This window comes from Streptomyces iconiensis (assembly GCF_028657195.3).
In the GTDB taxonomy this organism is placed as follows: domain Bacteria; phylum Actinomycetota; class Actinomycetes; order Streptomycetales; family Streptomycetaceae; genus Streptomyces; species Streptomyces iconiensis.
The window spans coordinates 152364-176644 of the sequence record NZ_JANCPR020000005.1 but is presented as its reverse complement, the minus strand read 5'-3'; the positions used below and the strand labels follow the sequence as shown (position 1 = coordinate 176644).

Genomic DNA, 24281 nt, shown 5'->3' with positions numbered 1-24281 from the left:
GCCCTGGAGACGGCCTGTGCTGTGCCAGAAAGGGCGCTTCGTGGCCGATTCCGGCGATCTCAACGAGAACGACAAGAACGATCTCCCAGCCTCCGGCGAGGCGGTGCCCCCGGACGACGGCTCCACCGAGTCCATCGAGGAAGCTGCCGTGCCCGCTCCCCTTGCCGGTGTCACCGAAGGTCTCGCTGCCGAGCGGGTGGTGCTTGATGCGCCGTCGTACGACGCCAGTGCGATCACGGTCCTGGAAGGGCTCGACGCCGTCCGTAAGCGACCCGGCATGTACATCGGGTCGACGGGTGAGCGTGGCCTTCATCACCTCGTGCAAGAGGTGGTGGACAACTCGGTCGACGAGGCGATGGCGGGGCACGCGGACACCATCGATGTGACGTTGCTGGCCGACGGCGGCGTGCGCGTGGTGGACAACGGGCGCGGTATCCCGGTCGGCATCATCCCCTCGGAGAAGAAGCCGGCCGTCGAGGTCGTGCTGACGGTGCTGCACGCGGGCGGCAAGTTCGGCGGCGGTGGTTACGCGGTCTCCGGTGGTCTGCACGGTGTCGGTGTCTCCGTGGTCAACGCCCTGTCGCAGAAGCTGGCCGTCGAGGTCTGCACCGACGGTTACCGCTGGACGCAGGACTACAAGCTGGGTACGCCGACCGCTCCCCTGGCGCGGAACGAGGCGACGGACGCGCACGGAACGACTGTGACGTTCTGGGCAGATCCGGACATTTTCGAGTCGACGGACTACTCCTTCGAGACGCTCGCACGGCGTTTCCAGGAGATGGCGTTCCTCAACAAGGGCCTGACGCTCACGCTGACCGACGAGCGCGAGGGGCACGTCGACGAAGAGGGCAAGCAGAACTTCGTGCGGTACCACTACGAGGGCGGTATCTCCGACTTCGTCCGTTACCTCAACTCCCGCAAGGGCGAGCTGGTTCACGACACGGTGATCGACCTGGAGGCCGAGGACAAGGAGCGCATGCTCTCTGTCGAGGTCGCCATGCAGTGGAACTCCCAGTACAGCGAGAGCGTCTACTCCTTCGCGAACACGATCCACACGCACGAGGGCGGCACTCACGAAGAGGGCTTCCGCGCGGCGATGACGGGGTTGATCAACCGCTACGCGCGCGACAAGAAGCTGCTGCGCGAGAAGGACGACAACCTCACGGGTGAGGACATCCGCGAGGGTCTGACCGCGATCATCTCGGTCAAGCTCGGCGAGCCCCAGTTCGAGGGCCAGACGAAGACGAAGCTCGGCAACACCGAGGCGAAGACCTTCGTCCAGAAGGTCGTTCACGAGCACCTGACCGACTGGCTGGACCGGAACCCCAACGAGGCCGCGGACATCATCCGTAAGGGGATCCAGGCCGCTACGGCGCGGGTCGCGGCGCGCAAGGCGCGTGACCTGACCCGGCGCAAGGGCCTGCTGGAGACGGCTTCGCTGCCCGGCAAGCTCTCGGACTGCCAGTCCAACGACCCGGTCAAGTGCGAGATCTTCATCGTCGAGGGTGACTCGGCGGGCGGCTCGGCCAAGTCGGGCCGTAACCCCGAGGTCCAGGCGATCCTCCCGATCCGCGGCAAGATCCTGAACGTGGAGAAGGCGCGGATCGACAAGGTCCTCCAGAACGCCGAGGTCCAGGCGCTGATCTCCGCCTTCGGTACGGGTGTGCACGAGGACTTCGACATCTCGAAGCTGCGTTACCACAAGATCATTCTGATGGCCGACGCCGACGTCGACGGCCAGCACATCAACACCCTGCTGCTCACGCTGCTGTTCCGCTTCATGCGACCGCTGGTGGAGGCGGGACATGTGTTCCTGTCCCAGCCGCCGCTGTACAAGATCAAGTGGAGCAGGGACGAGTACCAGTACGCGTACTCGGACCCGGAGCGTGACAGCCTCATCCAGCTCGGGCGCGAGCAGGGCAAGCGCATCAGGGACGACTCGATCCAGCGCTTCAAGGGCCTCGGTGAGATGAACGCCGAGGAGCTGCGCATCACGACGATGGACGGCGACCACCGGGTGCTCCGCCAGGTGACGCTGGACGATGCCGCGGCTGCCGACGACCTCTTCTCCATCCTGATGGGCGAGGACGTCGAGGCGCGGCGCTCGTTCATCCAGCGGAACGCCAAGGACGTCCGCTTCCTCGACATCTGAACGTCGGCCCACCCCGTACCGACCGGGTGCCCAAGCGCCGCACACAGAGAAGGACTTGATCTCAGCTATGGCCGACGAGACCCCCAACACTCCTGGTGAGCCCACCCCCGGGGAGGGGACCCTGGGTGTGCCCATCGCCGCCGCGCGCGTGGAGCCGGTGAGCCTTGAGACGGAGATGCAGCGCTCGTACCTCGACTACGCGATGAGCGTGATCGTGAGCCGTGCGCTTCCCGACATCCGTGACGGGCTCAAGCCGGTGCACCGCCGGGTGCTCTACGCGATGTACGACGGCGGATACCGGCCCGAGAAGGGCTTCTACAAGTGCGCGCGCGTCGTCGGCGACGTCATGGGCACGTACCACCCGCACGGTGACTCCTCGATCTACGACGCGCTGGTGCGCCTCGCCCAGCCCTGGTCGATGCGGCTGCCGCTGGTGGACTCCAACGGCAACTTCGGCTCGCCCGGCAACGACCCGGCCGCCGCGATGCGGTACACCGAGTGCCGGATGAAGCCGCTGGCCATGGAGATGCTCCGGGACATCGACGAGGAGACCGTCGACTTCCAGGACAACTACGACGGCCGTAACCAGGAGCCGACGGTTCTGCCGGCCCGCTTCCCGAACCTGCTGATCAACGGTTCGGCGGGCATCGCGGTCGGCATGGCGACCAACATCCCCCCGCACAACCTGCGTGAGGTCGCGGCCGGTGCGCAGTGGTACCTCGACCATCCCGAGGCGTCCAACGAGGAACTGCTGGACGCGCTGATCGAGCGGATCAAGGGCCCCGACTTCCCCAGCGGCGCCCTCGTGGTGGGCCGTAAGGGCATCGAGGAGGCGTACCGCACGGGCCGTGGCTCGATCACGATGCGGGCCGTTGTGGCGGTCGAGGAGATCCAGGGCCGGCAGTGCCTGGTGGTCACCGAACTGCCGTACCAGGTGAACCCGGACAACCTCGCACTGAAGATCGCCGATCTGGTCAAGGACGGCCGCGTCGGCGGCATCGCCGACGTACGCGATGAGACCTCGTCACGTACGGGTCAGCGCCTGGTCATCGTGCTCAAGCGGGACGCGGTCGCCAAGGTCGTTCTGAACAACCTGTACAAGCACACCGACCTGCAGACCAACTTCGGCGCCAACATGCTGGCCCTGGTCGAGGGCGTGCCGCGCACGCTGTCGCTGGACGCCTTCATCCGGCACTGGGTCGCGCACCAGGTCGACGTCATCGTGCGCCGCACCCGCTTCCGGCTGCGCAAGGCCGAGGAGCGCGCCCACATCCTGCGTGGCCTGCTCAAGGCGCTGGACGCCATCGACGAGGTCATCGCGCTCATCCGCCGCAGCCAGACCGTCGAGGAGGCCCGTACGGGCCTGATGGGCCTGCTGACGATCGACGAGATCCAGGCGAACGCGATCCTGGAGATGCAGCTGCGCAGGCTGGCGGCCCTGGAGCGGCAGAAGATCACCTCCGAGCACGACGAACTCCAGGCGAAGATCGACGAGTACAACGCGATCCTGGCCTCGCCCGAGCGGCAGCGGCAGATCATCGGCGAGGAACTGACCTCGATCGTCAACAAGTTCGGCGACGACCGGCGCTCCAAGCTGATCCCCTTCGAGGGCGACATGTCCATCGAGGACCTGATCGCCGAGGAGGACATCGTCGTCACCATCTCGCGTGGCGGCTATGTGAAGCGCACCAAGACCGACGACTACCGCGCGCAGAAGCGCGGCGGCAAGGGCGTGCGCGGGACGAAGCTCAAGGAAGACGACATCGTCAACCACTTCTTCGTCTCCACCACGCACCACTGGTTGCTGTTCTTCACCAACAAGGGCCGCGTCTACCGCGCCAAGGCGTACGAACTCCCGGACGCCGGACGGGACGCGCGCGGTCAGCACGTGGCGAACCTGCTGGCCTTCCAGCCGGACGAGGACATCGCCCAGATCCTCGCCATCCGCGACTACGAGGCGGCGCCGTACCTGGTGCTGGCCACCAAGTCGGGGCTGGTGAAGAAGACACCGCTCAAGGACTACGACTCGCCCCGCTCCGGCGGCGTCATCGCGATCAATCTCCGCGAGATGGACGACGGCCGCGACGACGAGCTGATCGGCGCCGAACTCGTCTCCTCCGACGACGATCTGCTCCTGGTGAGCAGGAAGGCACAGTCGATCCGCTTCACCGCGACCGACGACGCGCTGCGCCCGATGGGCCGCGCGACCTCCGGTGTAAAGGGCATGAGTTTCCGCGAGGACGACGAACTGCTCTCGATGAATGTCGTGCGGGCGGGTACTTTCGTCTTCACGGCCACCGATGGCGGGTACGCGAAGCGGACCAACGTGGACGACTACCGCGTCCAGGGCCGTGGCGGACTGGGCATCAAGGCCGCGAAGATCGTGGAGGACCGGGGCTCGCTGGTCGGCGCGCTGGTGGTGGAGGAGACGGACGAGATCCTCGCCATCACGCTCGGCGGCGGCGTGATCCGTACGCGGGTCAACGAGGTCAGGGAGACGGGCCGTGACACCATGGGCGTCCAACTGATCAACCTGGGCAAGAAGGATGCGGTCGTCGGCGTGGCACGTAACGCCGAAGCCGGTCGTGAGGCCGAGGAAGTGGAGGCGGCTGCGGGGCCCGACGAGGACGGGGAGCCGCAGGACATGCCCGACCACGAGGACAACTAGGACGACTAGGAGCAGGGCGTGAGTGGTGCTCAGCCTCAGCCGCAGGCGCAGCCGCAGGCACAGCCCCCATCCCCACCTCAATCCCAGCCTCAGCCCGAGCAGCAGCCGCACCGCCCTCCGCAGGCGTATCCGGCTCCCGCGTCGGCGGCGGCCGGACCTGGCGACGGGTCCGGCGCCACCGGCGGGGGCTCCGGTGGCGGTCCGGGTGCAGGTGGGGGCGGACAGGACGGCGGTGGGCAGGGCGCCGTGCGCAAGCCCCGTACGGGCGCGCGTACGGTCCCCAGGACACGCAAGGCACGGCTGCGGGTGGCCAAGGCCGACCCGTGGTCGGTGATGAAGGTCGGTTTCCTGCTGTCGGTCGCGCTGGGCCTGTGCACGGTGGTCGCCGTCGCGGTGCTGTGGATGGTGATGGACGCCATGGGCGTCTTCTCCACCATCGGCGGGACCGTGAGCGAGGCCACCAGCGCCGACGGAAGCGGCGGCTTCGATCTGGAGTCCTTCCTGTCGATGCCCCGGGTGCTGCTCTTCACCTCGCTGATCGCGGTGATCAACGTCGTGCTCGCCACGGCACTCGCGACGCTGGGTGCCTTCATCTACAACCTCTCCGCCGGCTTCGTCGGCGGGGTCGAGCTGACGCTGGCGGAGGACGAGTAGCCGCCGGTGAGCCGGGGAAGTGCCGTGGTCGTCCCGTACGGGAAGCGATTTGGGGCACGGCCTGATGTGCGCTAATCTTTCCGTGCAGCGCGCGGCTATAGCTCAGACGGTTAGAGCGCTTCCCTGATAAGGAAGAGGCCCCAGGTTCAAGTCCTGGTAGCCGCACTTCTCGGTCGGCCCGGTCGGAGATCTTTCTCCGGCCGGGCCGACCGCTTTGTGCCATGAGGTGGTTGGGTATCATCGGGCGCCATAGAGGTCCCAACGTCAAAGAAGGACGAGGTAGCGCGGTGAAGAAGCTTTTCCTGGTCGCATTGGCCGCCGTCGGCGGCTTCCTCGTGTACCGCCAGATCCAGGCGGACCGCGCCGAGCAGGATCTGTGGACGGAGGCGACCGACTCCGTACCTGCAGGTTCGGGTGTGTGAAGCTCAGCGATTTACAGAAGGCCCTGACCGCGGCTTGCGGTCAGGGCCTTCGTCGTTGCTGATCCGTGACAGCCACCCCCTTGATGCTTGCGCTTGCAAACCAATACGGTGCTCGCGCAAAGCGCTCAGGAGAACCGCTCTCCGCGAGTTCCAGGGGGACGGAGAACATGCGACGCGCGCGAAGCCGGCCGGCGGGGCGCCGGCTCAGGGACGGTTCGGGTCTTGACCCGGTAGTGCTCATCGGCGGTGGAGCGGCCGTCGTACTGGTGGCAGCCGGTGGTGTCTGGTACGTACTGCGGCGGCGGGCCCGGAACAACGGGATGGACGTGACGAGGGGTGGCACGTGGTGAGGCAGCACAGGTGGATCCGGCGAGGGGGGCCCGCACTCACCGCGCTCTGCGCGGTGGCGCTGGTGGCACCACACGCCGCCGCGCTGGACAAGCCGGAACCGTACGAGGTGTCGGACGAGGCGAAGAAGGTCAAGGGCACCTCCAGTAGTGCCGACGCGCCGCGGATCGGGACGGGCCTCATCTCCGACACCATCAAGCCGGGCGAGGAGAAGTTCTACTCCGTCATCCTGGACGCCAAGTCCTCGGCGCATGTGACAGGAACGGCCGTTCCCACTCCGGGCTCCAAGGTCTCCTTCAAGGACGGCATCGAGGTCTCCCTGCAGAGCACCAGCGGGACCGACTGCGGCTCGGAGAAAGTGAGCGCGACGGGCGAAACCGCCTACCCCATGACGGCGCTGGCATCCCGGCTCGTCGGCCCGGACAGCGACGAGGACTGCCTGGCCAAGGGCCCCTATCTCGTGCACGTCAAGCGGGATCCGGCGCCGGGGTCCGACCCCGGCGCCTGGCCGCTGGAACTGTCGTACATGAAGGAGCCCGGCCTCAAGGGCAGCATCCCGGCGCCCCGCCCGGGCACGGACGAGGAGACGGACGAGAACAACAAGCGCCCGGCGCCGCCGACCGGCAAGGCGAAGCAGGCCAGGGGCGGTACCGGGTTCAACGACGCGCGCGCTGTCGGCAACGGCGTCTGGAAGGACCGGCTGCGGCCGGGCGAAACGCGCTACTACAGGGTGCCCGTCGACTGGGGGCAGCGGCTCTTCGCCGGGGTTGAGGTGCCCAACTCACCCCAGAAGGAACTCTCCATGTTCATCGGACAGGGCTTCCGGATGAACGTCTTCAACACCGCACGGGCCTCCCTCTACCGGGAGTCGTTCAAGAGCTACAACGGCGACGGCGGGAAGTTCGACCGCTACACCAACCCCGTCAGATACGAGAACCGCTTCGCCGGCGACGCCTCCCAGACGCGCTTCGGCGGCTGGTACTACGTGGCCGTGACCGCCAACTCCGAGCTGGCCAAGGCGTTTCCCAAGGGCATGCCCCTCACGCTGCGCATCGCGGTCAAGGGCGAGCCGAAGGGCGCTCCCGAGTACGACGGCGACGCGGCGGCGGCCGGAATCGGGGTCGGCGACGAGGACCGCGAGGTGGCCGAGAAGGGCCAGACGGCGGCCGAGGCGAGCGACAGCGCGAACATGAAGACGTTCGGTTACGCCGGTATCGGTGCGGGAGCGGCGCTGATCGCCGTTCTGGCGGCCTGGCTGCTGCTGGCCCGGCGCCGGGCCGCCCGGGCCACCGCAGGCGCTCCTGGCGGCCCCTGGCCGCCTCAGCCGCCGCAGGGCGGTTTCGGCGGGGTGCCGGGGCAGCCGACTGTGCAGCTGGGGCAGCCTGTTCAGTCCGGGCAGCCCGTTCAGCCTGTTCAGTCCGGGCAGCCCGGCTTTTCGGGGCAGCCGCAGCCGCCGTACGCCGGGGGGTACCCGCCCGGCGGGCAGTCCGTGCCGCCCGGGCCGTCCGCTCCGTCCCAGGGAGGGGGCGACCGGGCGCCGGACCGGCAAGGTCCCGGAGCGGCGCCGTAGCGTGCACGGACACGAAGAAGGGCCCACTCCGCCCGGGCCCTTGCCGTCCGCGTCCGTTCAGGCGGACGACAGCGCCCAGAAGCCCGCGACCAGGCACAACAGGGCCACGATCAGCACCGGTAGCGCGACCTTCAGCGGCGGCCCGGGCTTACGCGCGGTCGCGGCCGGACCTGGGCCGGGGGTGGGGCCAGGACCGGGGCCGGGTACGGGTCCTTGGCCCGGATAGGCGCCAGGGGTGGCGGGCATGTGCCGGCCTGCCGCCTGCGGTGCGGCGGGCTGCTGTCCCGGGGGCGGGGCGTGGGCCGCCGACTGGGCCGGTGCCTGGGCCTGCTGGTACTGCGGGGCCTGTTGGCTGTACGGGCCATGCTCGCTGTACGGGCCCTGCTGGTACTCGGTGTACGGGCGGGTGCCGCCGCCCGGGGCCGGCTGGTACGGGTGCGGCTGTGTGGGGCCCGAGGGCGTCGGTGTGGGCGGTGTGCCGGGCTGCTCCGGTATGCCCTGGGCCGCGGGCGCCGGGGCCGGCGCGGGAGCCGTCAGGGGCGGCTGGAGGTGGAAGCTGCCCGTCGACGAGGGCGGGGGCACCGCGGGGGCGGGCCCCGGGGAGGCGATCGGGCCCTGGCCCTGTGGGGCAGCCGTGGGCCCTTCGGGGCCGAACCCCTCGGGGAGCGGCCCGAGATGGTCGAACACCTCGACCGTCTCGAACTCCAGGGTCGCGTCCGTGTCCAGCATCTCCGAGGCGCTCACCACGGCCTTGCGCGCGCCGGTCGCCGTACGGAAGCGCGCCTCGGGGTCGGGCTGGAGCAGTTGCCCCAGCACCTGCCACATCGGCTCGGGAACGCCCTGGGGAGCGGCGGGCATTCCGTGCTCGTACTGCTCGAACAGCGCGCGTGAGTCGGGCTTCTGTCCCGTCAGCAGGTAGAGGCCGACCAGGCCGACCGCGTACAGGTCGGAGGTGAAGTCCACCTCGGCGCCCAGCATCTGCTCGGGGGCGAAGTAACCGGGCGTGCCGAGCACATAGTTGGTCTCGGTGAGCCGGGGGTCGCCGATGCGCATGGAGATGCCGAAGTCCGACAGGCGCAGATGAGGTCTGCCGACGCCCGTGGGCTCCAGCAGGATGTTCGCCGGCTTGATGTCCCTGTGCACCACGTCCTCGGCGTGCACGGCCGAGAGGCCGGACAGGAGCTGGTCCAGCAGTGTGCACACGAACGTCGGCGGCAGTGGCCCGTAGTCGCTGATGAGGTGCGAGAGCGAGCCGCCGCTGACCAGGTCCATGGTGAACAGGACCTTGTCGTCGTCGGCCGCCCAGCTCGCGGGCGCGAGTACGTGCGGGTGGTCGATGCGCAGGGCCTGCTCCCGCACGAACCGCAACAGGGTGTGCGCGTCGCTCTGCTGGAGCACCTTGGCCGCTACGTAGCGCCTGCGCCTGTGGTCCCAGGAGCGCCAGACCATGCCCACGCCGCCACGGCCGATCGGATCGATCAGTTCGTACCGCCCGGCGAAGATCTCTCCCATGGTGCTGCGCCGCCCCCTGCTTCCGCTCTCGTCGATGGCTGGTGACAGCTACTGGTGCACAGTTCTGGCGCACCACTACTGGTGTTCAACCACCGGCGCCCACCTACTGGTGCACAGCTGTCCGCGCTTACCTACTGGTGCTCGGCTTCCGTCGCTCAGCTCTGGTGTGCCTCGTAGTGCTTGACCGCGTCCGAGGTGCGCCCCGCGCCGTAGACACGGAGGAACTCTGCCAGTTCCGGGTGTGAGGGTGCGAGGGCGTTCGAGGCATCGATGATGTCGGCCGCGTCCGACACCGAGCGCAGCAGCGCCTGGATCTCCCGGACCACGCGCTTGACGGGGGTCTGCGAGGCGCCGGAGGACGCGGTCTGCGTGGTGTTGTTGAGCACACTTCCGCCGGCGGTGCGGCGGATCTCGTCCATACGGTTCGTCGCGTCCCCCGCGCTGATGTCTCCCCGCGCGACCTCGGCGGCCAGCTCCTGGAGCGACTGCACGCGCTGCACGACGGCCGGATTGCCGATCTTTGCGCGCTGCCCGCTCATGAGCTGCGAAAGCATAGGCGCGGACAGTCCGAGCACCGTCGCGAGCCTGGCCTGGTTGAGCCCCAGGTCTTCGATCAGACGCCGGAACAGAGTCCCCAACGGCTCGCCGTACCACTGACTCTGGAGCTCCCGCGCTTTCGCGGTGGCTTCCTGTGCTGCTGCGTCCATCACGTCTCCCCTGGGCTCCCCTACTTCACTTCGCTCGCGCGAACTTGCCGTGCATCCTACGGAGGGTGACAGGTGCGGGGCGATACCCGGTCGGAATTCGGCTCCGGAAGCCGGTACCCTGGTCGGCGACGGGGCCATAGCTCAGTTGGTAGAGCGCTGTCTTTGCATGGCAGATGTCAGGGGTTCGACTCCCCTTGGCTCCACGTCGAACAGCCCCTCCGGCCTGCGGAAACGCGGCCGGAGGGGCTGTTTGTTGTCGGGGCTGGTGAGGCTGCCTGTGCGGGTAAGCGCCGGGGGCACGGCGTGGGCGCGCTCCCCTCAAGGGGCCCGTACGGCCCGCGTCCGGGGCGGTGGGCGCGAGGGCGGAAGGACACGGGTCACGGGAGTGCGGGAGCCCGCCCGGGCCCGTTCCGCTTCGGGGCGGCCCGCCGTACGCGCGGTGCCGGTGCGCCCTGTGGCCGTTCCGTCCGGCGGCCCGGAAGGCCGGTCAGTAAGACCGCCGCCGGTCGTCAACTCCCTTCGCCCGCCGAAGAGTTCGCGTAACGCCGCCACCGCTCCGGCCGGTCGCGCGCCGGTCACCGGGGGAGCGTCCACCGTGGGCCCCACGTGGCCCAGTCCTCCCCCCACGACGCCAGGTTGCGGCGCTCCAGGCGGCGGCGGGCGACCGTGAAGGCGAGGAACCCTGTGAGCACCGTCACCACACCTGCGGTCAGGGACCAGCCGGCGGTGCGGTTGCGGATCTCGTCGGGCCGCATGGGCGGGGCCGTGAGGGAGCCGGACTCGTCGCACCACAGGTCGACGGTGGCGCCGGACGGGAGGCCGCCGGGCACGTCGGCCGTGGCGGTGCGGGTGCGTCCTGCCGGGGCGGTGTAGCGGACCCGCGTGGGATAGCGGGTGTGCCCGGCCTCGTCGGAGCCGGGCTCGGGGTGCCGGAGTGACGCCTGCAGCAGGGTCGCAGGGACATGGTGCCGCTCCTCGGCCTGCCGGTGAGCGGTGCGCTCGTACGTGCGGTGGGCGACCGAGGCGGTCAGCAGCATCGCGGCGGGGGCCGCGACGAGGACGGCCAGGGCCACGGTCAGCGCCAGGCAGGACTCCAACCGGTCGGTGGGGCGCCGCAGTGGGTTGTGCCGCCTGCGCCATGGCAGCAGGCGGCGCGGCGGGGGCTGGCTGTGGGGAACGAGGTCAGGCACGGCCCTTCCTTCCGTAGCGACGGGGCGCCCGGTCCTGGACCAGGGCTGACTATCGGGCCGGTCGCCCCGCGACGGAGGGGGCGCGGCGCAGCGAGGCCAGGAGCGTGGCGGCTCCCCGTACGGCGACCGCCTGGGGCGCGGGGACCGTATGGACCGCCGTGTGGAGCCGTTCACCGAGCAGCTGGGGCGCGGCGGGGCGCAGGGCGCCGCCCCCGGCCAGGAGCACTCCGCGCCGGAGTGCGTCGAGGGCCGTCGGTGTACGGTCCTGCCGCAGCATGCCGGTCACCATGGAGGCCACGGCGTCCACGAGCCCCTCAGGGGTGGTGGCCTCCCCCAGGTCGCTGGTGCCCAGCGGCGTTCTGCGGGCGTCGGTGACGGCGCCGTCGTTCAGCACGAACACCTCGGTGAGGTGCGCGCCGAGGTCCGCGACGAGCAGAGGCCGGGAGGTGTCGGCGCCCGCACCGAGCGCGATCGCCCGCGCGGTGGGCACGGTGTGCACGGCGTACGGGCGCAGGGAACGCAGCGCGGCGCGGGCGGCCTCCCGGTAGATGACCCCGCCCAGCACGGGCGTCGTCACGACGAACACCGGCCGGGCGAACCGGGAGGTGTGCCGGTGGAGCAGCCTGTGCAGCATCCGGGCCGTGCCCGCCGGGTCGATGATGGCGCCGCGCTGTACGGGATAGAAGGTCCCGGGGAACGTGACGGTGGGGACGTCGAGGATGACGCCGCGGCCGGGGACGTAGGCGCGGGTGCGGGTGCTGCCGAGATCGAGTGCGATGCCGGGACGCGGCGTCCGCACTGGTCGGCGTCCGGTGAGGCGCCCAGGGAAGCGTAGGGGCAGGCGTGCGGGCAGGAGGGAACGCGCCGTGTTCACCGCCGTGCCCCCCTCCCGCGCCGACAGCTTCCGCAGTAGCGGGCGTGCGGGACGACCTCCAGCTGGGCGCGGGGAATCGGCTCCGCGCACCTGTGGCAGGCGCCGTAACGTCCCTCGTCGATCCGGATCAGGGCGGCTTCCACGTCGGTGAGCATCATCCGTGCCGACGCGGCTTTACGGGCGTGGGCCGCCGCCTCCGGTGTCCCGGTGCGGACCGTGCCGGTGGCCTGGACGTCACGCAGCCGCGCGAGATGGAAGCGGCGCTGTGCGAGGAGAGCCGCGCGGAAAGCGGCGAGGTCTTCGGGGCGGAGTACGGCGTGGTCTTCGGAGCCGAGTACGGCGTGGTCTTCGGGGCCAAGTGCGAGGACATCGGGGCTGATGACCTGGTGTTTCACTGATGCACCCTTCAGGGCGGTGATTCGGCGAGCTTCACGGCGGCGATTCAGCGATTCGGCGAGCGCGGCGCCGGGGCCGTGCCGGGCCGTGCCGGGGCGCGGCGGCGTAGGGGCTGGGTGGCGTAGGGCGCGGCGGCGCAGGGCGGGGCGGCGTCAGGCGCGGGAGCGGCAGGCGACGCAGTGACGTGTGTACGGGAGGATCTCCAGCCGTTCGTCCGGGATCGGCGCCGCACAGCCCTCGCACAGGCCGTGCGCCGGTGTGCCCAGACGTGCGAAGGCGGCGTCGACCTCGGCCAGTACGCGCCGGATCGTCGCCTCCTGGGCGGCCACGAGGTTCCCGTCCGCCTCCTCTCCCGCCTTCGCCAGGGTCCGGAGCTGTTCCAGCCGCGCCTCGCGCTCGTGCTCCAGGCGTCGGCGGGCCTCCTGCACGGTCAGGCGTGCGTGACGGGCCGTCTCGGGTGCCATGGGCCTTCCAGTCTCTTCGTAGAGCAAGCCGGGACGTGAGCTGCCCGGCCTTCCATCCTGGGCGCAGCGCACGAGGCGGGCCATCGGCTCCGGCACCCATCTCCGGGGGGTCGCATGGTGTAGCCGCTCGTGGGGCCTCATGCGCTTCCGGGGTTTCCGGGGCCCCGCCACTTCGGGGGGCGCCCCGGCCTCCCCAGGGATGCGCCGCTCGGTCCTGGCGCCTTGCCGCGTGGCCGATACTGGAGGTTTGGGCGCGTGGAGGAGGCAGGGCACGGTGTCACTGTTCTGGCGGATCTTCGGGCTCAACGCCGTGGTGCTGGGGGCGGCCACGGTCCTGCTGCTGTGGGCCCCGATCACGGTGTCGGTACCGATCCTGGTGACCGAGGCGGTGATCCTCCTCGGCGGGCTGAGCGTGATGCTGGTCGCCAACGCGGCGCTGCTGCGCATCGGTCTGACCCCGCTGGGGCGGCTGGCCCGGCTGATGACGACGATCGACCTGCTGCGTCCAGGCCAGCGGCTGACGGTGCGCGGTCACGGGGACGTGGCGGAACTGATCCGCACCTTCAACGCCATGCTCGATCGCCTGGAGGCCGAGCGCGCGGCGAGCAGCGCGCGTGCGCTCTCCGCGCAGGAGGCCGAACGGCGCCGGATCGCACGGGAGCTGCACGACGAGGTGGGGCAGAGCCTGACCGCGGTCCTGCTGGAGCTGGGCCGCGCTGCCGACCAGGCACCCGACCCGCTGCGTACGGAACTGCACCAGGCGCAGGAGGTCACCCGCGACAGCCTCGACGAGGTCCGCAGGATCGCCCGGCGGCTGAGGCCGGGCGTGCTGGAGGACCTCGGCCTGGTCAGCGCGCTCACGGCGCTGGCAACCGACTTCGCCACCCACACGGGGCTGCGGGTGCGGCACCGTTTCGAGGCGGGGCTTCCGCCGATGACGCCGGAGACCGAACTGGTCGTCTACCGAGTCGCCCAGGAGGGCCTGACCAACATCGCCCGGCACGCGGAGGCCGAGCACGCCGAGCTGCGCCTGCGGCGGGGGGACGGCGGCGTGGTGCTCAGCCTGCGCGACGACGGTCGTGGCCTGGGCATCATCCGGGAAGGTGCCGGTATACGCGGTATGCGCGAACGTGCCCTGTTCGTCGGGGCCACACTGGAGATCGCCCACGAGCCGGAGCGTGGCACGCAGCTTGTGCTGACCGCGCCGGCGGTCGAGGAACGGAAGCCATGACAACCAGCGAATCCCCCACCACGCGCGTCCTGCTGGCCGACGACCACACGCTCGTACGCCGGGGCGTGCGGCTCATCCTCGACGGCGAACCCGACATGCGTGTCGTGGCCGAGGCCGGAGACGGCGCAGAGGCGGTCAGGGCCGCGAAGGAACACGAGATCGACCTCGCGGTGCTGGACATCGCCATGCCCCGGCTCACGGGCCTCCAGGCCGCACGCGAACTGGCCGTTCTGGCCCCGAGGATGCGCATCCTCATGCTGACGATGTACGACAACGAGCAGTACCTGTTCCAGGCGCTGAAGGCGGGAGCGTCCGGCTACGTACTCAAGTCCGTCGCGGACCGGGACCTGGTCGCCGCCTGCCGGGCAGCTGTGCGCGGTGAACCGTTCCTCTACCCGGGCGCCGTCACCGCGCTGATCCGTAACTTCCTCGACCGCGCGAGCCGTGGCGAGGAGACCCCGGACACGCTGGTGACGGCCCGGGAGGAGGAGGTGCTCAAGCTGGTCGCCGAGGGGCACTCGTCCAAGGAGATCGCCGAGATGCTCGTCATCAGCGTCAAGACGGTCCAGCGCCACCGCGCGAACCTCCTGGCCAAGCTGGGCCTGCGCGACCGCCTGGCCCTCACCCGCTACGCGATCCGGGCCGGCTTGGTCGAGCCCTGAGCCCGGTCGGGCCCTGAGCCTGGTCGGGCCCCGAGTCCGGTCGGGCCCCTCGCGCCTCACGTCAGCGGGTGGGGCGCGAAGAGCACGGGGGTGCCGCCGCCGCGTGCCGTGTTCAGCAGGTGTCCATGGCTCATCCGGCTGCCGTAGCCGATGACGCGGCCCTCCAGCACCGGCACGACCAGGTCGCGGAAGTACGGGCCCTCGGCCGTCTCCAGCGCCGGCGTGCTCACCTTCTCCTGCACCAGCCAGCCCTTGCGTGCCGGGTCACGTACGGCCCGTTCCCACTCCTCCGGCGCGGTGTCGGCGCCGATGAGGACGGACTGCCCGCGGCAGCTGTACGGGGCCTTGAGCACGAGCAGCGCGCGCTCCCGCACGGCCTCGTCCTCGGTGATGCCGTCACCCAGCTTGCGGCTGTACGGGACCAGCGCGTCGAGGGTCGCGCGCTGCGGGTCCGTGAACAGGCGCCGGAAGCGGGGGTCGGAGAGCGCGGCCAGGCACAGCTTGTTCTCGGCCACCCAGCGCTCCCCCGGCACGTTGGGAACGGCGAGGTCGCCGCGGCGTACGCGGTCGCAGAAGGTGTCCCACTCGGCGGCAGGCCGCGCGTCCACGGGGATGTACTTGAGGTAGCCCAGCCGGACTCCCCGAGCCGGCTCCGGGTCGGCGGGGTCCAGTTCGACGACCTTCCTGCCGAGCGCGCGCAACTGGTCCGTCATGAGCCCGAACTCGAACGTGGTGCCGTGCGGCGGGCGGAACAGGCCCACCCGGTGCGTCTCCTCCTCGGCCAGCCCGTGCGAAAGCCCGTACCGCAGCAGCCAGTCGGCGAACCACGTGGGGCGCTCGATGGGCGCCTCGGGCAGCGCCCACTCCTCCAGCAGAGGGCTGAGCGAGGACTCGCGCCAGAAGCGGTTGAGCATGCCGGCGGAGAGCACACCGCCGGGGCAGCTCGCGTTGAACTCCAGGACCCTGACCGTGCCGAGTGTGTCGCCCAGCAGGTCCAGGCGGCACAGATCAACGCTGAGCCCGGCGGGATCGGGCTGGTCGAGGACCCAGCGGCGCAGTACGGGCGGTACGGCGAGGAAGTCCCGCAGCTCCTCGTCGTCCTGATAGCGGCGCACCAGCAGTTGGAGGCAGGCCACAGCCGTCTCGGCACGCGCGCGCAGTACGGGCTCGGAGCGTGGGTCCAGCGCGGCGAGTGCGGGGAGCGCGTCCAGGGGCTCCCGGCCGTGCCCCGGCGCCGGCTCGGCCTTCCACAGCCGCTCGGCGGCCACGCGCTCCCGCACCTCGGCGAACGCCTCCGCCGTCGACGTCGCGTCCCGTTCCCGCCGGTGTTTCCCCGAACCGGTTCCCAGTAGCCCGCACAGTTCCCGCTGCGGGTCGAGCAGGGGCAGTCCCTCATCGCTATGCGTACTCACCGTCTTCGTAACGGTTCGTCAGAAGCCATCCCGCAAGGAGAGTTGGCGAAATCCACTCGATCGGGTGACTGTGGAGGGGTGGCGCAGCGCCACCCCCGGAGGCGCTGCCTATGCTGACGGGCCGATTTCAGGGAACCGCGCATCACAAGGTCAAAGGGTCACAAGGTCATACGTCATGGCACCGATGGCACGACACAGGGACGAGAGCGACCGGTCCCTCACCTGGCCGGACGGGCCGGGACGGCCGGACCGGCCGGACGACAGCCCGGGGGGAACGGTGTTGGCACGGACCGCGCGGGGGCGCACCGTCGTAGAGCTGTACGGCGAGATCGACCTCGCCGTCGTGCTCGCGACGACGCCGCAGCTCTACGCCCTGACGGCGGTTCAGCGGCCGTGGATCGTCGCCGACCTGCGCCAGGTCAGCTTCATCGACTGCAGCGGCCTCGCGCTGCTGGTCGACGTGCGTGCCCGCGTACTCGCGAGCGACGGAACGTTCACGATGGTCTGCGACGACCCCAAGGTGCTCAGACTCCTGCGGATCACGGGCCTGGCGACGCTGCTCGCCCCCGTACCGACGCTGGAAGAGCCCGCACCGGACGGCCCGGCACTGGACGGCGAAGGTGGCCCGTGCGCCGACGAGGGCGCCGGGCCAGGTACGGAGAGGCCGGGCATGCGAAAGGGGCGGGAGACCTGAGGGCTCCCGCCCCTTTCGCTTTCTGAGTGCCACTGGTCGCGCTTCCGGCATGCCGCTGGTCACGTTCGGGTTGAACGCTACTGGTCACGCCGTTCATCGGCCTCGGCGTCGGCCTGCTTGGCCTGTACCTCCGGGTCGAGCGGCGCTTCCCCGCCCGTCTCGGAGTGCGAGCCGTTCACCGTCGGAACCGTCGTCAGCGAGCCACGGTCACTGACCTCGGTCGCGGCCGGCGGCTCCACCAGCCAGTCCGGGTTCGTCTGCCGGTCCCACCAGCGCCACGCCGCGTAGGCGCCCCCTGCCACCAGGCCCACGACGGCAGCGCGCCTCAGGAACGTTCCGGTGCGTGCGCGGCGACGGCGGCGGCGTGTGACCTTCTCGATCTCCTCGACCGTCACCTCGCCGCGCAGCGCCGCGACGGCCGCCGCACCCCGTGCCGTGGCCTCCTCGCGTGCGGGCCCAGCGGCGGCGCGTACGTCCGACATGGCGTGTTCGAGGCGCGGTCCCGCGTAACGGGCGGCCTCGCGTGCCGCGCGGCGGGTGCGCTTGGCCGCGCGCGCCGCTGCCCTGTCCACCTCGGCGGGCAACGCCTCACGGGCCTGCGAGACACGGGGAACGACGTACTGGTCGTAGCCCTCGCGTGCCGTGTGGCGGGCGTTGTGTGCGGCGTGCGAGACCTTGGGGCCCAGCCGCGCACCCGCCTCCTGTGCGTAGCGCGCAGCGGTGTCCCTGGCGCTCTCCACATGCGGCGCCATCGCCTCCGCTGCATGGCGCGCTGTGCCCTTGGCCGCCTTCGCCGCCTCAGCGGCCTTGGCTGCCCTGGCGCTGCCGTTGCCGGCGCACGCGCTGTCCTTGCGGGTCACGGGTTCCTCCTCCTCGGTGGCTCTGGCTCTGGGGTGTCTCTCCGGAGATACGGAGGGGACAGGAAGTCGTTTTCCACCCGTTTCGAAGATCATGCCTGTGGCTGCCCTGCCCGGCATGCCACGGGCGGGCATCCGGGTCATTACGGGGCGCAGCCCCCTCCTCAGCGTCCGTGGGAGGATCGGGAGAGTCAATGCAGACAGATGGAAGGTAGATCGTGGCCGAGCAGCTCTACGCCACCCTGAAGACGAACCAAGGCGATATCGAGGTACAGCTCTTCCCCAACCACGCGCCGAAGACGGTCAAGAACTTCGTGGAGCTCGCCGAGGGTTCCCGCGAGTGGACCCACCCGGCAACGGGCCAGAAGTCCACCGACAAGCTGTATGACAACACGGTCTTCCACCGCGTGATCAGCGGCTTCATGATCCAGGGCGGAGACCCGCTGGGCAACGGAACCGGCGGCCCTGGATACGAGTTCCAGGACGAGATCCACCCGGACCTGGCCTTCACCAAGCCCTACTTGCTGGCGATGGCGAACGCGGGCCCGGGCACGAACGGCTCGCAGTTCTTCGTCACCCTGGCACCCACCACGTGGCTGACCGGCAAGCACACCATTTTCGGTGAGGTCACCAGCGAGGCGGGCAAGAAGGTCGTCGACGCCATCGGCGGGACCGCGACCAACCCGCGCACCGACCGTCCGCTGGAGGACGTCGTCATCGAGTCGGTCGTGATCGAGCGCCGCTGAGCGGCTTGTCACCGCTGAATACAGCCGGGGAACCGCGCCGCCCCACCTGTCCGTAGAGAGAGGACAGGTGGGGCGGCGCGTGAACGAGACGGAGGGGTCGGAGCGATGGAGCAGAACGGACAGCCGGGGGACCGGGCGGAGCAGCGGGGCCCGGCGTTCTGTTACCGGCACCCCGACAGGGAAACGGGGATCTCCTGCGCCCGGTGCGAGCGTGCGATCTGCACCGATTGCATGATCCCCGCCTCCGTCGGGTTCCAGTGCCCCGAGTGCGTCAGCTCAGGCTCGGGCACCGGACACCCGCCGGGCGCGAATCAGCCGAGGACGATAGCGGGCGGCAGCCTCACGTCGGACCCCCGACTGGTCACCAAGGCGCTGCTCGGCGTCAATGTGGCGGTGTTCCTCGCGGTCCTGGCCGGCGGGAACCAGCTACTGGACCGCATGCTGCTGTTCGGGCAAGCGGCCACCGAGGCGTACGGGCCCGTCGAGGGCGTCGCCGAGGGCCAGTGGTACCGCCTGCTCACCTCGATGTTCCTGCACCAGGAGATCTGGCACATCGCGATGAACATGCTGGGGCTGTGGTTCCTGGGCCCGCCGCTGGAGGCGGCGCTGGGCCGGGTGCGCTTCCTCGGGCTCTACTTGGTCTCGGGGCTCGGCGGCGGCGCGCTCACCTACATGATCGCGGCGCCCCAGCAGCCCTCGCTGGGCGCCTCGGGAGCGATCTTCGGGCTGTTCGGCGCGACGGCCATCCTGATGCGGCGCATGCGCTACGACATGCGGCCGGTACTGATCCTGCTCGCGATCAACCTGGTCTTCACCTTCACCTGGAACAACATCGCGTGGGAGGCTCACATCGGCGGCCTCGTCGTGGGCGTGCTGCTCGCCTACGCGATGGTTCACGCGCCGCGCGAGAAGCGGAAGCTGGTGCAGTACGGGGCCTTCGCGCTGGCCCTGCTGGCGACCGTCGCCGTACTGGTGGTGCGCACGATGCAGCTCACCCCATGACGCCGCTGCCCACGCCCCGGCAGCGGTGGAGAACCGCTCCCAACGGTGGACAGAGCCTCGCTCCGGGTGAGTTGTCCACAGCGAGTGCGGGATCTTGTGCATGGAGTACGGGGGGCGCGGTACCGCCGTCCGTAGTCGTTCAGACGTCCGTTTCCCCTGCAATTACGGGGCGACCGGGGCTCGTCCCTACGGAGCCCCGGTCACATCGGCGTCAACACTCGGAAAGTTATCCACAGATCTTGTGAGTTTTCCAAGGCTGTGGATCAGCCTGTGGATAACTCTCACTTCCACTGGGTGGAGACCACGAACCCGGTCGCGATGAAGCCGAAGCCGACCACGATGTTCCAGTTGCCCAGTGGGTCGATCGGCAGCCCGCCGTCCGTGACGTAGAACACCACGATCCAGGCGAGGCCGATGCCGAACATCGCCAGCATGAGCGGTGCCACCCACCGGCGACCACCGCCACGGAGGTCGATGTTCGTGGCCTTCTTCTCCGGCGGAGGCGTGAAGTCGGCTTTCTTTCGGATCCGTGACTTCGGCACGAGAGACTCTCCTGTCGATGCGCTGCTGACCGCCGTACGGTCCACGGGGAGGGTGGTCCGTTAGCGTAGTGGTTTCCCGGGGCGGAGGGAGACAAGGGTACGGTGACCAGATCGTTCATCCGGCCTGCCCGGCTGGCCGCACTCGGCGTTTTCGCCCTGGCAGGACTTATCTTCTGGGTCAGCTTCAACACAGCGCAAGGGACGAACATCCGCAGCGACGACTCGATGCTGCGGCTCTCGGACCTGATCCAGGAACGCAGCAGGAAGAACGCCGAACTCGACAGCTCGTCCGCCGCCGTGCGCCGTCAGGTCGACGCGCTCGCGCAGCGCGACGACGGCACCACCAAGGAGCAGAAGCGCCAACTGGGCTCGCTGGAGAAGGGCGCCGGCCTGAGGAAGGTGAAGGGCTCCGGACTGACCGTCACGCTGGATGACGCGCCGACCAACGCGACGGCCAAGGTGCCGGGGCTTCCCGATCCGCAGCCCAACGACCTCGTGATCCACCAACAGGACCTCCAGGCCGTCGTCAACGCGCTGTGGAAGGGCGGGGCCAAGGGCATCAAGGTCATGGACCAGCGGCTCATCACGACCAGCGCCGTGCGCTGTGTCGGCAATACGCTGATCCTCCAGGGCCGGGTCTACTCGCCGCCCTACACCGTCACCGCCGTGGGCGACACAGGAAAGCTCAACGAGGCACTGGAGAAGTCACCCGCGATCCGCAACTACCAGGAATACGTGGACGCCTACGGCCTCGGCTGGAAAGTCGACGAGGAGAAGGCGATGACTCTTCCGGGCTACTCCGGCACAGTGGATCTCCAGCACGCGAAGCCCCTGCGGTGAGCGGCTGACTGGGATCGGCGAGCGGTCGGGAGTGAGTGACGGCGGTGACGTTACGAGCGGTAGTCAGAAGCTTCAGCGAACTGTGCATCACCATCGGCGTACTGATCGTGCTGTTCGTCGTCTACGTCCTCTACTGGACGGGAATGCGCGCCGACAACGCCGCCGACGGTGAGATCGAACGCCTCCAGGACCAGTGGGCCGACGCACCCCTGGAAGGCGGCGCGGGAGACGAAGCCGGCGCCGGGGACGCGGATTCCGGCGCCGGACAGGGGGACGGAGCCGGACAGGAAGCGGGGAGCGGGGACGAGGGCCAGGCGGGCGGCTCGGCGGCCACTCCGGGAACGCCTCCGGGCCCCCGCGCCTACCAGGACGGCAAGTCCTTCGCCGTGATGTACATCCCGCGCTTCGGGCGCGACTGGTCGAGGCCCGTTCTCCAGAACACCGGTGAACAGACCCTGCGCAAGGGCCTCGGTCACTACTCTCGTACGGCCGGCCTGGGACAGAAGGGAAACTTCGCCGTCGCGGGCCACCGGCGCACCTACGGCGACCCCTTCAAGGACTTCCCCCAGCTGCGCTCCGGCGATCCGGTCGTGGTGACGGACGGCGCCACCTGGTACACGTACACGATCACCAAACGGCCGTACCGCACGCTCCCCAGCGACACCGGAGTGCTCAACTCCGTTCCCTCGCCGCTCGACAAGGGGGTGGCGCCGTTCTCCAAGCCTGGTCGTTACCTCACTCTTACGACCTGTGATCCAGAGTGGGGCAGCAGCCACCGGCTCATCGCCTGGGCCCACCTGGACGCGACCCAGCCGGTCTCTGCGGGGAAGCCGGACGCGCTCACCCGCTGACGCCGTACTCTGGGGTGGGCCTGGACGGCACGCGTGCCCCGTGGGGCACGGGAGGAGAGAGGACGGCATCGCGGGATGTACGGCTGGATCTGGCGGCATCTGCCGGGCAATGTGATCGTGCGCGCACTGATTTCGCTGGTGCTGGTCGCCGGGGTCGTCTTCCTGCTCTTCCAGTACGTCTTCCCCTGGGCCGAACCGATGCTCCCGTTCAACGACGTGACCGTCGACGGCGCTGCCGGTGCGGCCGGCGGTGCCGAGGGCGCCGCTTCCGCCGGGACGGGGATCGTCGCGTGAGCGCCCGCGTCCTGGTCGTGGACAACTACGACAGCTTCGTCTTCAACCTCGTCCAGTACCTCTACCAACTCGGCGCCGAGTGCGAGGTCGTGCGGAACGACGAGGTCGAACTCCGCCATGCCGACGAGGGCTTCGACGGCGTGCTGCTCTCGCCGGGGCCCGGGGTGCCGGAGGAGGCCGGGGTGTGCATCTCCATGGTGGAGCACTGCGCGCGGCGCCGCCTTCCCGTCTTCGGTGTGTGCCTGGGCATGCAGTCCATGGCCGTCGCCTACGGCGGTGTGGTCGGCCGCGCTCCCGAACTGCTCCACGGCAAGACCTCGCGGGTCTCGCACGAGGGCTCCGGGGTGTTCGCCGGGCTGCCCTCGCCGTTCACCGCGACCCGCTACCACTCGCTCGCCGTACGGGGTGCCGTGCCCGGCGCACTGGAGGCGACCGCCTGGACGGGCTCGGCTCCCGACGCCGACGACGCCCTCGTGATGGGCCTGCGCCACCGTGAACTCCCCGTAGAAGGCGTGCAGTTCCACCCCGAATCGGTGCTCACCGAGTGGGGGCACAGGATGCTGGCCAACTGGCTGGTGCGGTGCGGGGACGAGGGCGCAGTCGAGCGGTCGGCCGGTCTGACAGGGGTGCCGCGCGCAGCCGGTCTGGGGACGGTCGGCGGGTGACGTCCGTGCGCCCTGAGCACGGCGGCGCGTACGGCGAGCCCTATGGGGGCGATCCGTACGGAGGAGATCCGTATACCCGGGCGAGCGCCGAAGGACCGGATCAGGACCGCGACCCGTACCGCGAGGCCGTCGACGCACTCGCCGACCCGCTGAACGATCCCCTACCCGGCCAGCGCCAACCGGAGCCGGAGCCTCAGCCGCAGCAACACCCGGGACCGCCTCAGCAGTACCCGTCACCGCCCCAGCACGGGCAGTACCAGCCGCAGCGGGCCCAGCACGTCCAGCAGGCCCAGCACGTCCAGCAGGCCGAGCCGGTCCAGTATGCCGAGCCGGTCCAGCCGGTCCAGCCCGAGACGGTGTACTGGGACGGCGCGGCGTACGCGGACCCCCGCATACCGGCACCGGGTCCGACACCACCGGCACCCGCACCCGCTCCCGCACCGGCACACGCACCCGCACCCGCACCGGCCCCGAGACCCGCCCCGGCACCCGCTCCCCACGTCCCGTACGGGCGGCAGGGGGAGGGGGACCGCAGGACCGTCGGGTTGCGGCAGCCGGGGGTGGAGGAGCTGGAGGCGCGCAGGGCCGGGGCGCCAGGGCGTGACGTACCGGCGGCGCCGCGTGTCGAACGGCCCCCGGGGCCCACGCGGTTGGAGGCGCGCAGGGCGCTGCGCGCCGCACGTCCCGGGCCCGGCATCATCGCGAGCCGCTTCATAGGCGAGGCGTTCATCAGCTTCGGCGTGCTGATGCTGCTCTTCGTGGTGTACCAGGTGTGGTGGAGCAATGTGCGCGCCGGTCAGCAGGCAGGCGGAGCGACCAGCGATCTCCAGAAGCAGTGGGACGAGAAGAAGCAGGGCAAGAAGGGCGTCGACCCGGAGCGCAAGGCGGGCGCCTTCGAGCCGGGCGAGGGCTTCGCCGTCATCCACATTCCGAAGATCGGCATCACGGCACCGGTCGCGGAAGGCGTCTCCAAGAGCGCCGTTCTGGACAAGGGCATGGTCGGGCACTACGGCGAGAAGCCGCTGAAGACCGCGATGCCGTGGGACAAGAAGGGCAACTTCGCGCTCGCGGGTCACCGCAACACCCATGGTGAACCGTTCCGTTACATCAACAAGCTGGAGACCGGCGACGAGGTCGTGGTGGAGACGCAGTCGAAGTTCTACACCTACAAGGTCACCCGCCAGCTCCCGTCCACCTCGCCGTCCAATACGGGTGTGATCGACCCGGTTCCGGCCGAGTCGGGCTTCAAGGGGCCGGGAAGGTTCGTCACGTTGACCACGTGCACCCCGGAATACACATCCAAGTACCGTCTGATCGTCTGGGGCAAAATGGTGGACGAGCGTCCGCGCAGCGAGGGGAAGCCGGACGCGCTCGTCGACTGAACGGATCGGTCGCCCGGGCAGCGAGTGCGACAGCGTGGAGGCGGCGGACCAGGTGACAGAGACCACCACACAGGGAGATCCGGAAGGCCCAGGCAGCGCCGGGGAGGGCGCGGACGGCGAGCGCCGGATCGACGGCACCGGCGACG

24 protein-coding genes and 2 tRNA genes are annotated in these 24281 nt (G+C 70.0%); 17 read left to right on the top strand and 9 right to left on the bottom strand.

Annotated elements, in window-relative coordinates:
- Window positions 1–16: 16 nt before the first annotated feature.
- The 6 genes from gyrB to NMN56_RS06635 all read left to right on the top strand — a co-directional run bounded on the left by gyrB (window position 17) and on the right by NMN56_RS06635 (window position 7814).
- Window positions 17–2152, top strand: coding sequence for a DNA topoisomerase (ATP-hydrolyzing) subunit B (gene gyrB / locus NMN56_RS06660; protein ID WP_274042816.1), 2136 nt, complete (start codon window positions 17–19; stop codon window positions 2150–2152).
- Between the two features lie 67 nt (window positions 2153–2219).
- A complete protein-coding gene (gyrA, locus tag NMN56_RS06655; protein ID WP_274042815.1) occupies window positions 2220–4820 on the top strand; it encodes a DNA gyrase subunit A in 2601 nt (866 codons plus the stop codon).
- Between the two features lie 18 nt (window positions 4821–4838).
- Window positions 4839–5474 (top strand): DUF3566 domain-containing protein, encoded by a 636-nt coding sequence (locus NMN56_RS06650; protein ID WP_274042814.1) that lies wholly within the window; start codon window positions 4839–4841, stop codon window positions 5472–5474.
- Window positions 5475–5565: 91 nt separating this feature from the next.
- Window positions 5566–5639 (top strand) — tRNA-Ile (locus NMN56_RS06645).
- A gap of 122 nt (window positions 5640–5761) precedes the next feature.
- Window positions 5762–5896, top strand: coding sequence for a DLW-39 family protein (locus tag NMN56_RS06640; protein WP_274042813.1), 135 nt, complete (start codon window positions 5762–5764; stop codon window positions 5894–5896).
- A gap of 346 nt (window positions 5897–6242) precedes the next feature.
- Window positions 6243–7814: a hypothetical protein gene (locus NMN56_RS06635; protein WP_274042812.1), complete on the top strand. Its 1572-nt coding sequence runs from the start codon at window positions 6243–6245 to the stop codon at window positions 7812–7814.
- A 57-nt stretch (window positions 7815–7871) separates the two neighbouring features.
- Here the strand turns inward: NMN56_RS06635 and NMN56_RS06630 are convergent, their stop codons facing one another.
- A complete protein-coding gene (locus NMN56_RS06630; RefSeq protein ID WP_274042811.1) occupies window positions 7872–9326 on the bottom strand; it encodes a serine/threonine protein kinase in 1455 nt (484 codons plus the stop codon).
- Window positions 9327–9481: 155 nt separating this feature from the next.
- Window positions 9482–10033 (bottom strand): helix-turn-helix domain-containing protein, encoded by a 552-nt coding sequence (locus NMN56_RS06625; protein WP_274043108.1) that lies wholly within the window; start codon window positions 10031–10033, stop codon window positions 9482–9484.
- Window positions 10034–10163: 130 nt separating this feature from the next.
- Between NMN56_RS06625 and NMN56_RS06620 the strand changes: the two genes are divergently transcribed.
- A tRNA-Ala gene (locus tag NMN56_RS06620) sits at window positions 10164–10236 on the top strand.
- Window positions 10237–10608: 372 nt separating this feature from the next.
- Here NMN56_RS06620 and NMN56_RS06615 read toward each other — a convergent pair.
- The 4 genes from NMN56_RS06615 to NMN56_RS06600 all read right to left on the bottom strand — a co-directional run bounded on the left by NMN56_RS06615 (window position 10609) and on the right by NMN56_RS06600 (window position 12957).
- Window positions 10609–11223 carry an Rv1733c family protein gene (locus NMN56_RS06615; RefSeq protein WP_274042810.1) on the bottom strand — a complete coding sequence of 205 codons (615 nt, stop codon included), beginning with the start codon at window positions 11221–11223 and terminating at the stop codon, window positions 10609–10611.
- 49 nt (window positions 11224–11272) lie between these two features.
- Entirely contained in the window at window positions 11273–12022 is a 750-nt protein-coding gene (locus NMN56_RS06610; protein WP_274042809.1) for a rod shape-determining protein, read from the bottom strand.
- A gap of 71 nt (window positions 12023–12093) precedes the next feature.
- The gene (locus tag NMN56_RS06605) at window positions 12094–12492 is read right to left on the bottom strand and encodes a TraR/DksA family transcriptional regulator (protein ID WP_274042808.1); all 399 of its coding nucleotides are present in this window, start codon (window positions 12490–12492) and stop codon (window positions 12094–12096) included.
- 153 nt (window positions 12493–12645) lie between these two features.
- On the bottom strand, window positions 12646–12957 hold the full coding sequence (locus tag NMN56_RS06600; protein ID WP_274042807.1) for a TraR/DksA family transcriptional regulator: 312 nt from the start codon (window positions 12955–12957) through the stop codon (window positions 12646–12648).
- 274 nt (window positions 12958–13231) lie between these two features.
- On the opposite strand from NMN56_RS06600, the gene NMN56_RS06595 reads away from it, so the two are divergent.
- Both NMN56_RS06595 and NMN56_RS06590 read left to right on the top strand, forming a co-directional pair.
- Entirely contained in the window at window positions 13232–14188 is a 957-nt protein-coding gene (locus NMN56_RS06595; RefSeq protein WP_274042806.1) for a HAMP domain-containing sensor histidine kinase, read from the top strand.
- Complete coding sequence (locus NMN56_RS06590; RefSeq protein ID WP_274042805.1) at window positions 14185–14850, top strand: response regulator; 666 nt, start codon at window positions 14185–14187, stop codon at window positions 14848–14850. The genes NMN56_RS06595 and NMN56_RS06590 overlap by 4 nt, the downstream gene beginning before the upstream one ends.
- 56 nt (window positions 14851–14906) lie before the next feature.
- Here the strand turns inward: NMN56_RS06590 and NMN56_RS06585 are convergent, their stop codons facing one another.
- Window positions 14907–16262: a glutathionylspermidine synthase family protein gene (locus NMN56_RS06585; RefSeq protein ID WP_274042804.1), complete on the bottom strand. Its 1356-nt coding sequence runs from the start codon at window positions 16260–16262 to the stop codon at window positions 14907–14909.
- A gap of 175 nt (window positions 16263–16437) precedes the next feature.
- On the opposite strand from NMN56_RS06585, the gene NMN56_RS06580 reads away from it, so the two are divergent.
- Window positions 16438–16956 (top strand): STAS domain-containing protein, encoded by a 519-nt coding sequence (locus tag NMN56_RS06580; RefSeq protein ID WP_274042803.1) that lies wholly within the window; start codon window positions 16438–16440, stop codon window positions 16954–16956.
- Between the two features lie 77 nt (window positions 16957–17033).
- Here the strand turns inward: NMN56_RS06580 and NMN56_RS06575 are convergent, their stop codons facing one another.
- Window positions 17034–17816: a DUF5324 family protein gene (locus NMN56_RS06575; RefSeq protein WP_274042802.1), complete on the bottom strand. Its 783-nt coding sequence runs from the start codon at window positions 17814–17816 to the stop codon at window positions 17034–17036.
- A gap of 215 nt (window positions 17817–18031) precedes the next feature.
- Between NMN56_RS06575 and NMN56_RS06570 the strand changes: the two genes are divergently transcribed.
- Together NMN56_RS06570 and NMN56_RS06565 are read left to right on the top strand one after the other, a co-directional pair.
- On the top strand, window positions 18032–18559 hold the full coding sequence (locus tag NMN56_RS06570; protein ID WP_274042801.1) for a peptidylprolyl isomerase: 528 nt from the start codon (window positions 18032–18034) through the stop codon (window positions 18557–18559).
- A gap of 105 nt (window positions 18560–18664) precedes the next feature.
- On the top strand, window positions 18665–19561 hold the full coding sequence (locus tag NMN56_RS06565) for a rhomboid family intramembrane serine protease (RefSeq protein WP_274042800.1): 897 nt from the start codon (window positions 18665–18667) through the stop codon (window positions 19559–19561).
- Between the two features lie 281 nt (window positions 19562–19842).
- Here NMN56_RS06565 and crgA read toward each other — a convergent pair whose 3' ends face one another.
- Window positions 19843–20103 (bottom strand): cell division protein CrgA, encoded by a 261-nt coding sequence (gene crgA, locus NMN56_RS06560; RefSeq protein ID WP_274042799.1) that lies wholly within the window; start codon window positions 20101–20103, stop codon window positions 19843–19845.
- Between the two features lie 102 nt (window positions 20104–20205).
- Here crgA and NMN56_RS06555 point away from each other — a divergent pair, with 102 nt between their 5' ends.
- The 5 genes from NMN56_RS06555 to NMN56_RS06535 all read left to right on the top strand — a co-directional run bounded on the left by NMN56_RS06555 (window position 20206) and on the right by NMN56_RS06535 (window position 24135).
- Window positions 20206–20943, top strand: a complete 738-nt coding sequence (locus NMN56_RS06555; protein ID WP_274042798.1) for a DUF881 domain-containing protein — start codon at window positions 20206–20208, stop codon at window positions 20941–20943.
- 44 nt (window positions 20944–20987) lie between these two features.
- Window positions 20988–21794 (top strand): class E sortase, encoded by an 807-nt coding sequence (locus NMN56_RS06550; RefSeq protein ID WP_274042797.1) that lies wholly within the window; start codon window positions 20988–20990, stop codon window positions 21792–21794.
- Between the two features lie 75 nt (window positions 21795–21869).
- Window positions 21870–22088 carry a hypothetical protein gene (locus NMN56_RS06545; protein WP_274042796.1) on the top strand — a complete coding sequence of 73 codons (219 nt, stop codon included), beginning with the start codon at window positions 21870–21872 and terminating at the stop codon, window positions 22086–22088.
- Window positions 22085–22753, top strand: coding sequence for an aminodeoxychorismate/anthranilate synthase component II (locus NMN56_RS06540; RefSeq protein ID WP_274042795.1), 669 nt, complete (start codon window positions 22085–22087; stop codon window positions 22751–22753). Before NMN56_RS06545 ends, NMN56_RS06540 begins: the two co-directional genes overlap by 4 nt.
- Window positions 22750–24135: a class E sortase gene (locus tag NMN56_RS06535; protein ID WP_274042794.1), complete on the top strand. Its 1386-nt coding sequence runs from the start codon at window positions 22750–22752 to the stop codon at window positions 24133–24135. The genes NMN56_RS06540 and NMN56_RS06535 overlap by 4 nt, the downstream gene beginning before the upstream one ends.
- The last annotated feature ends 146 nt before the right edge of the window (window positions 24136–24281 follow it).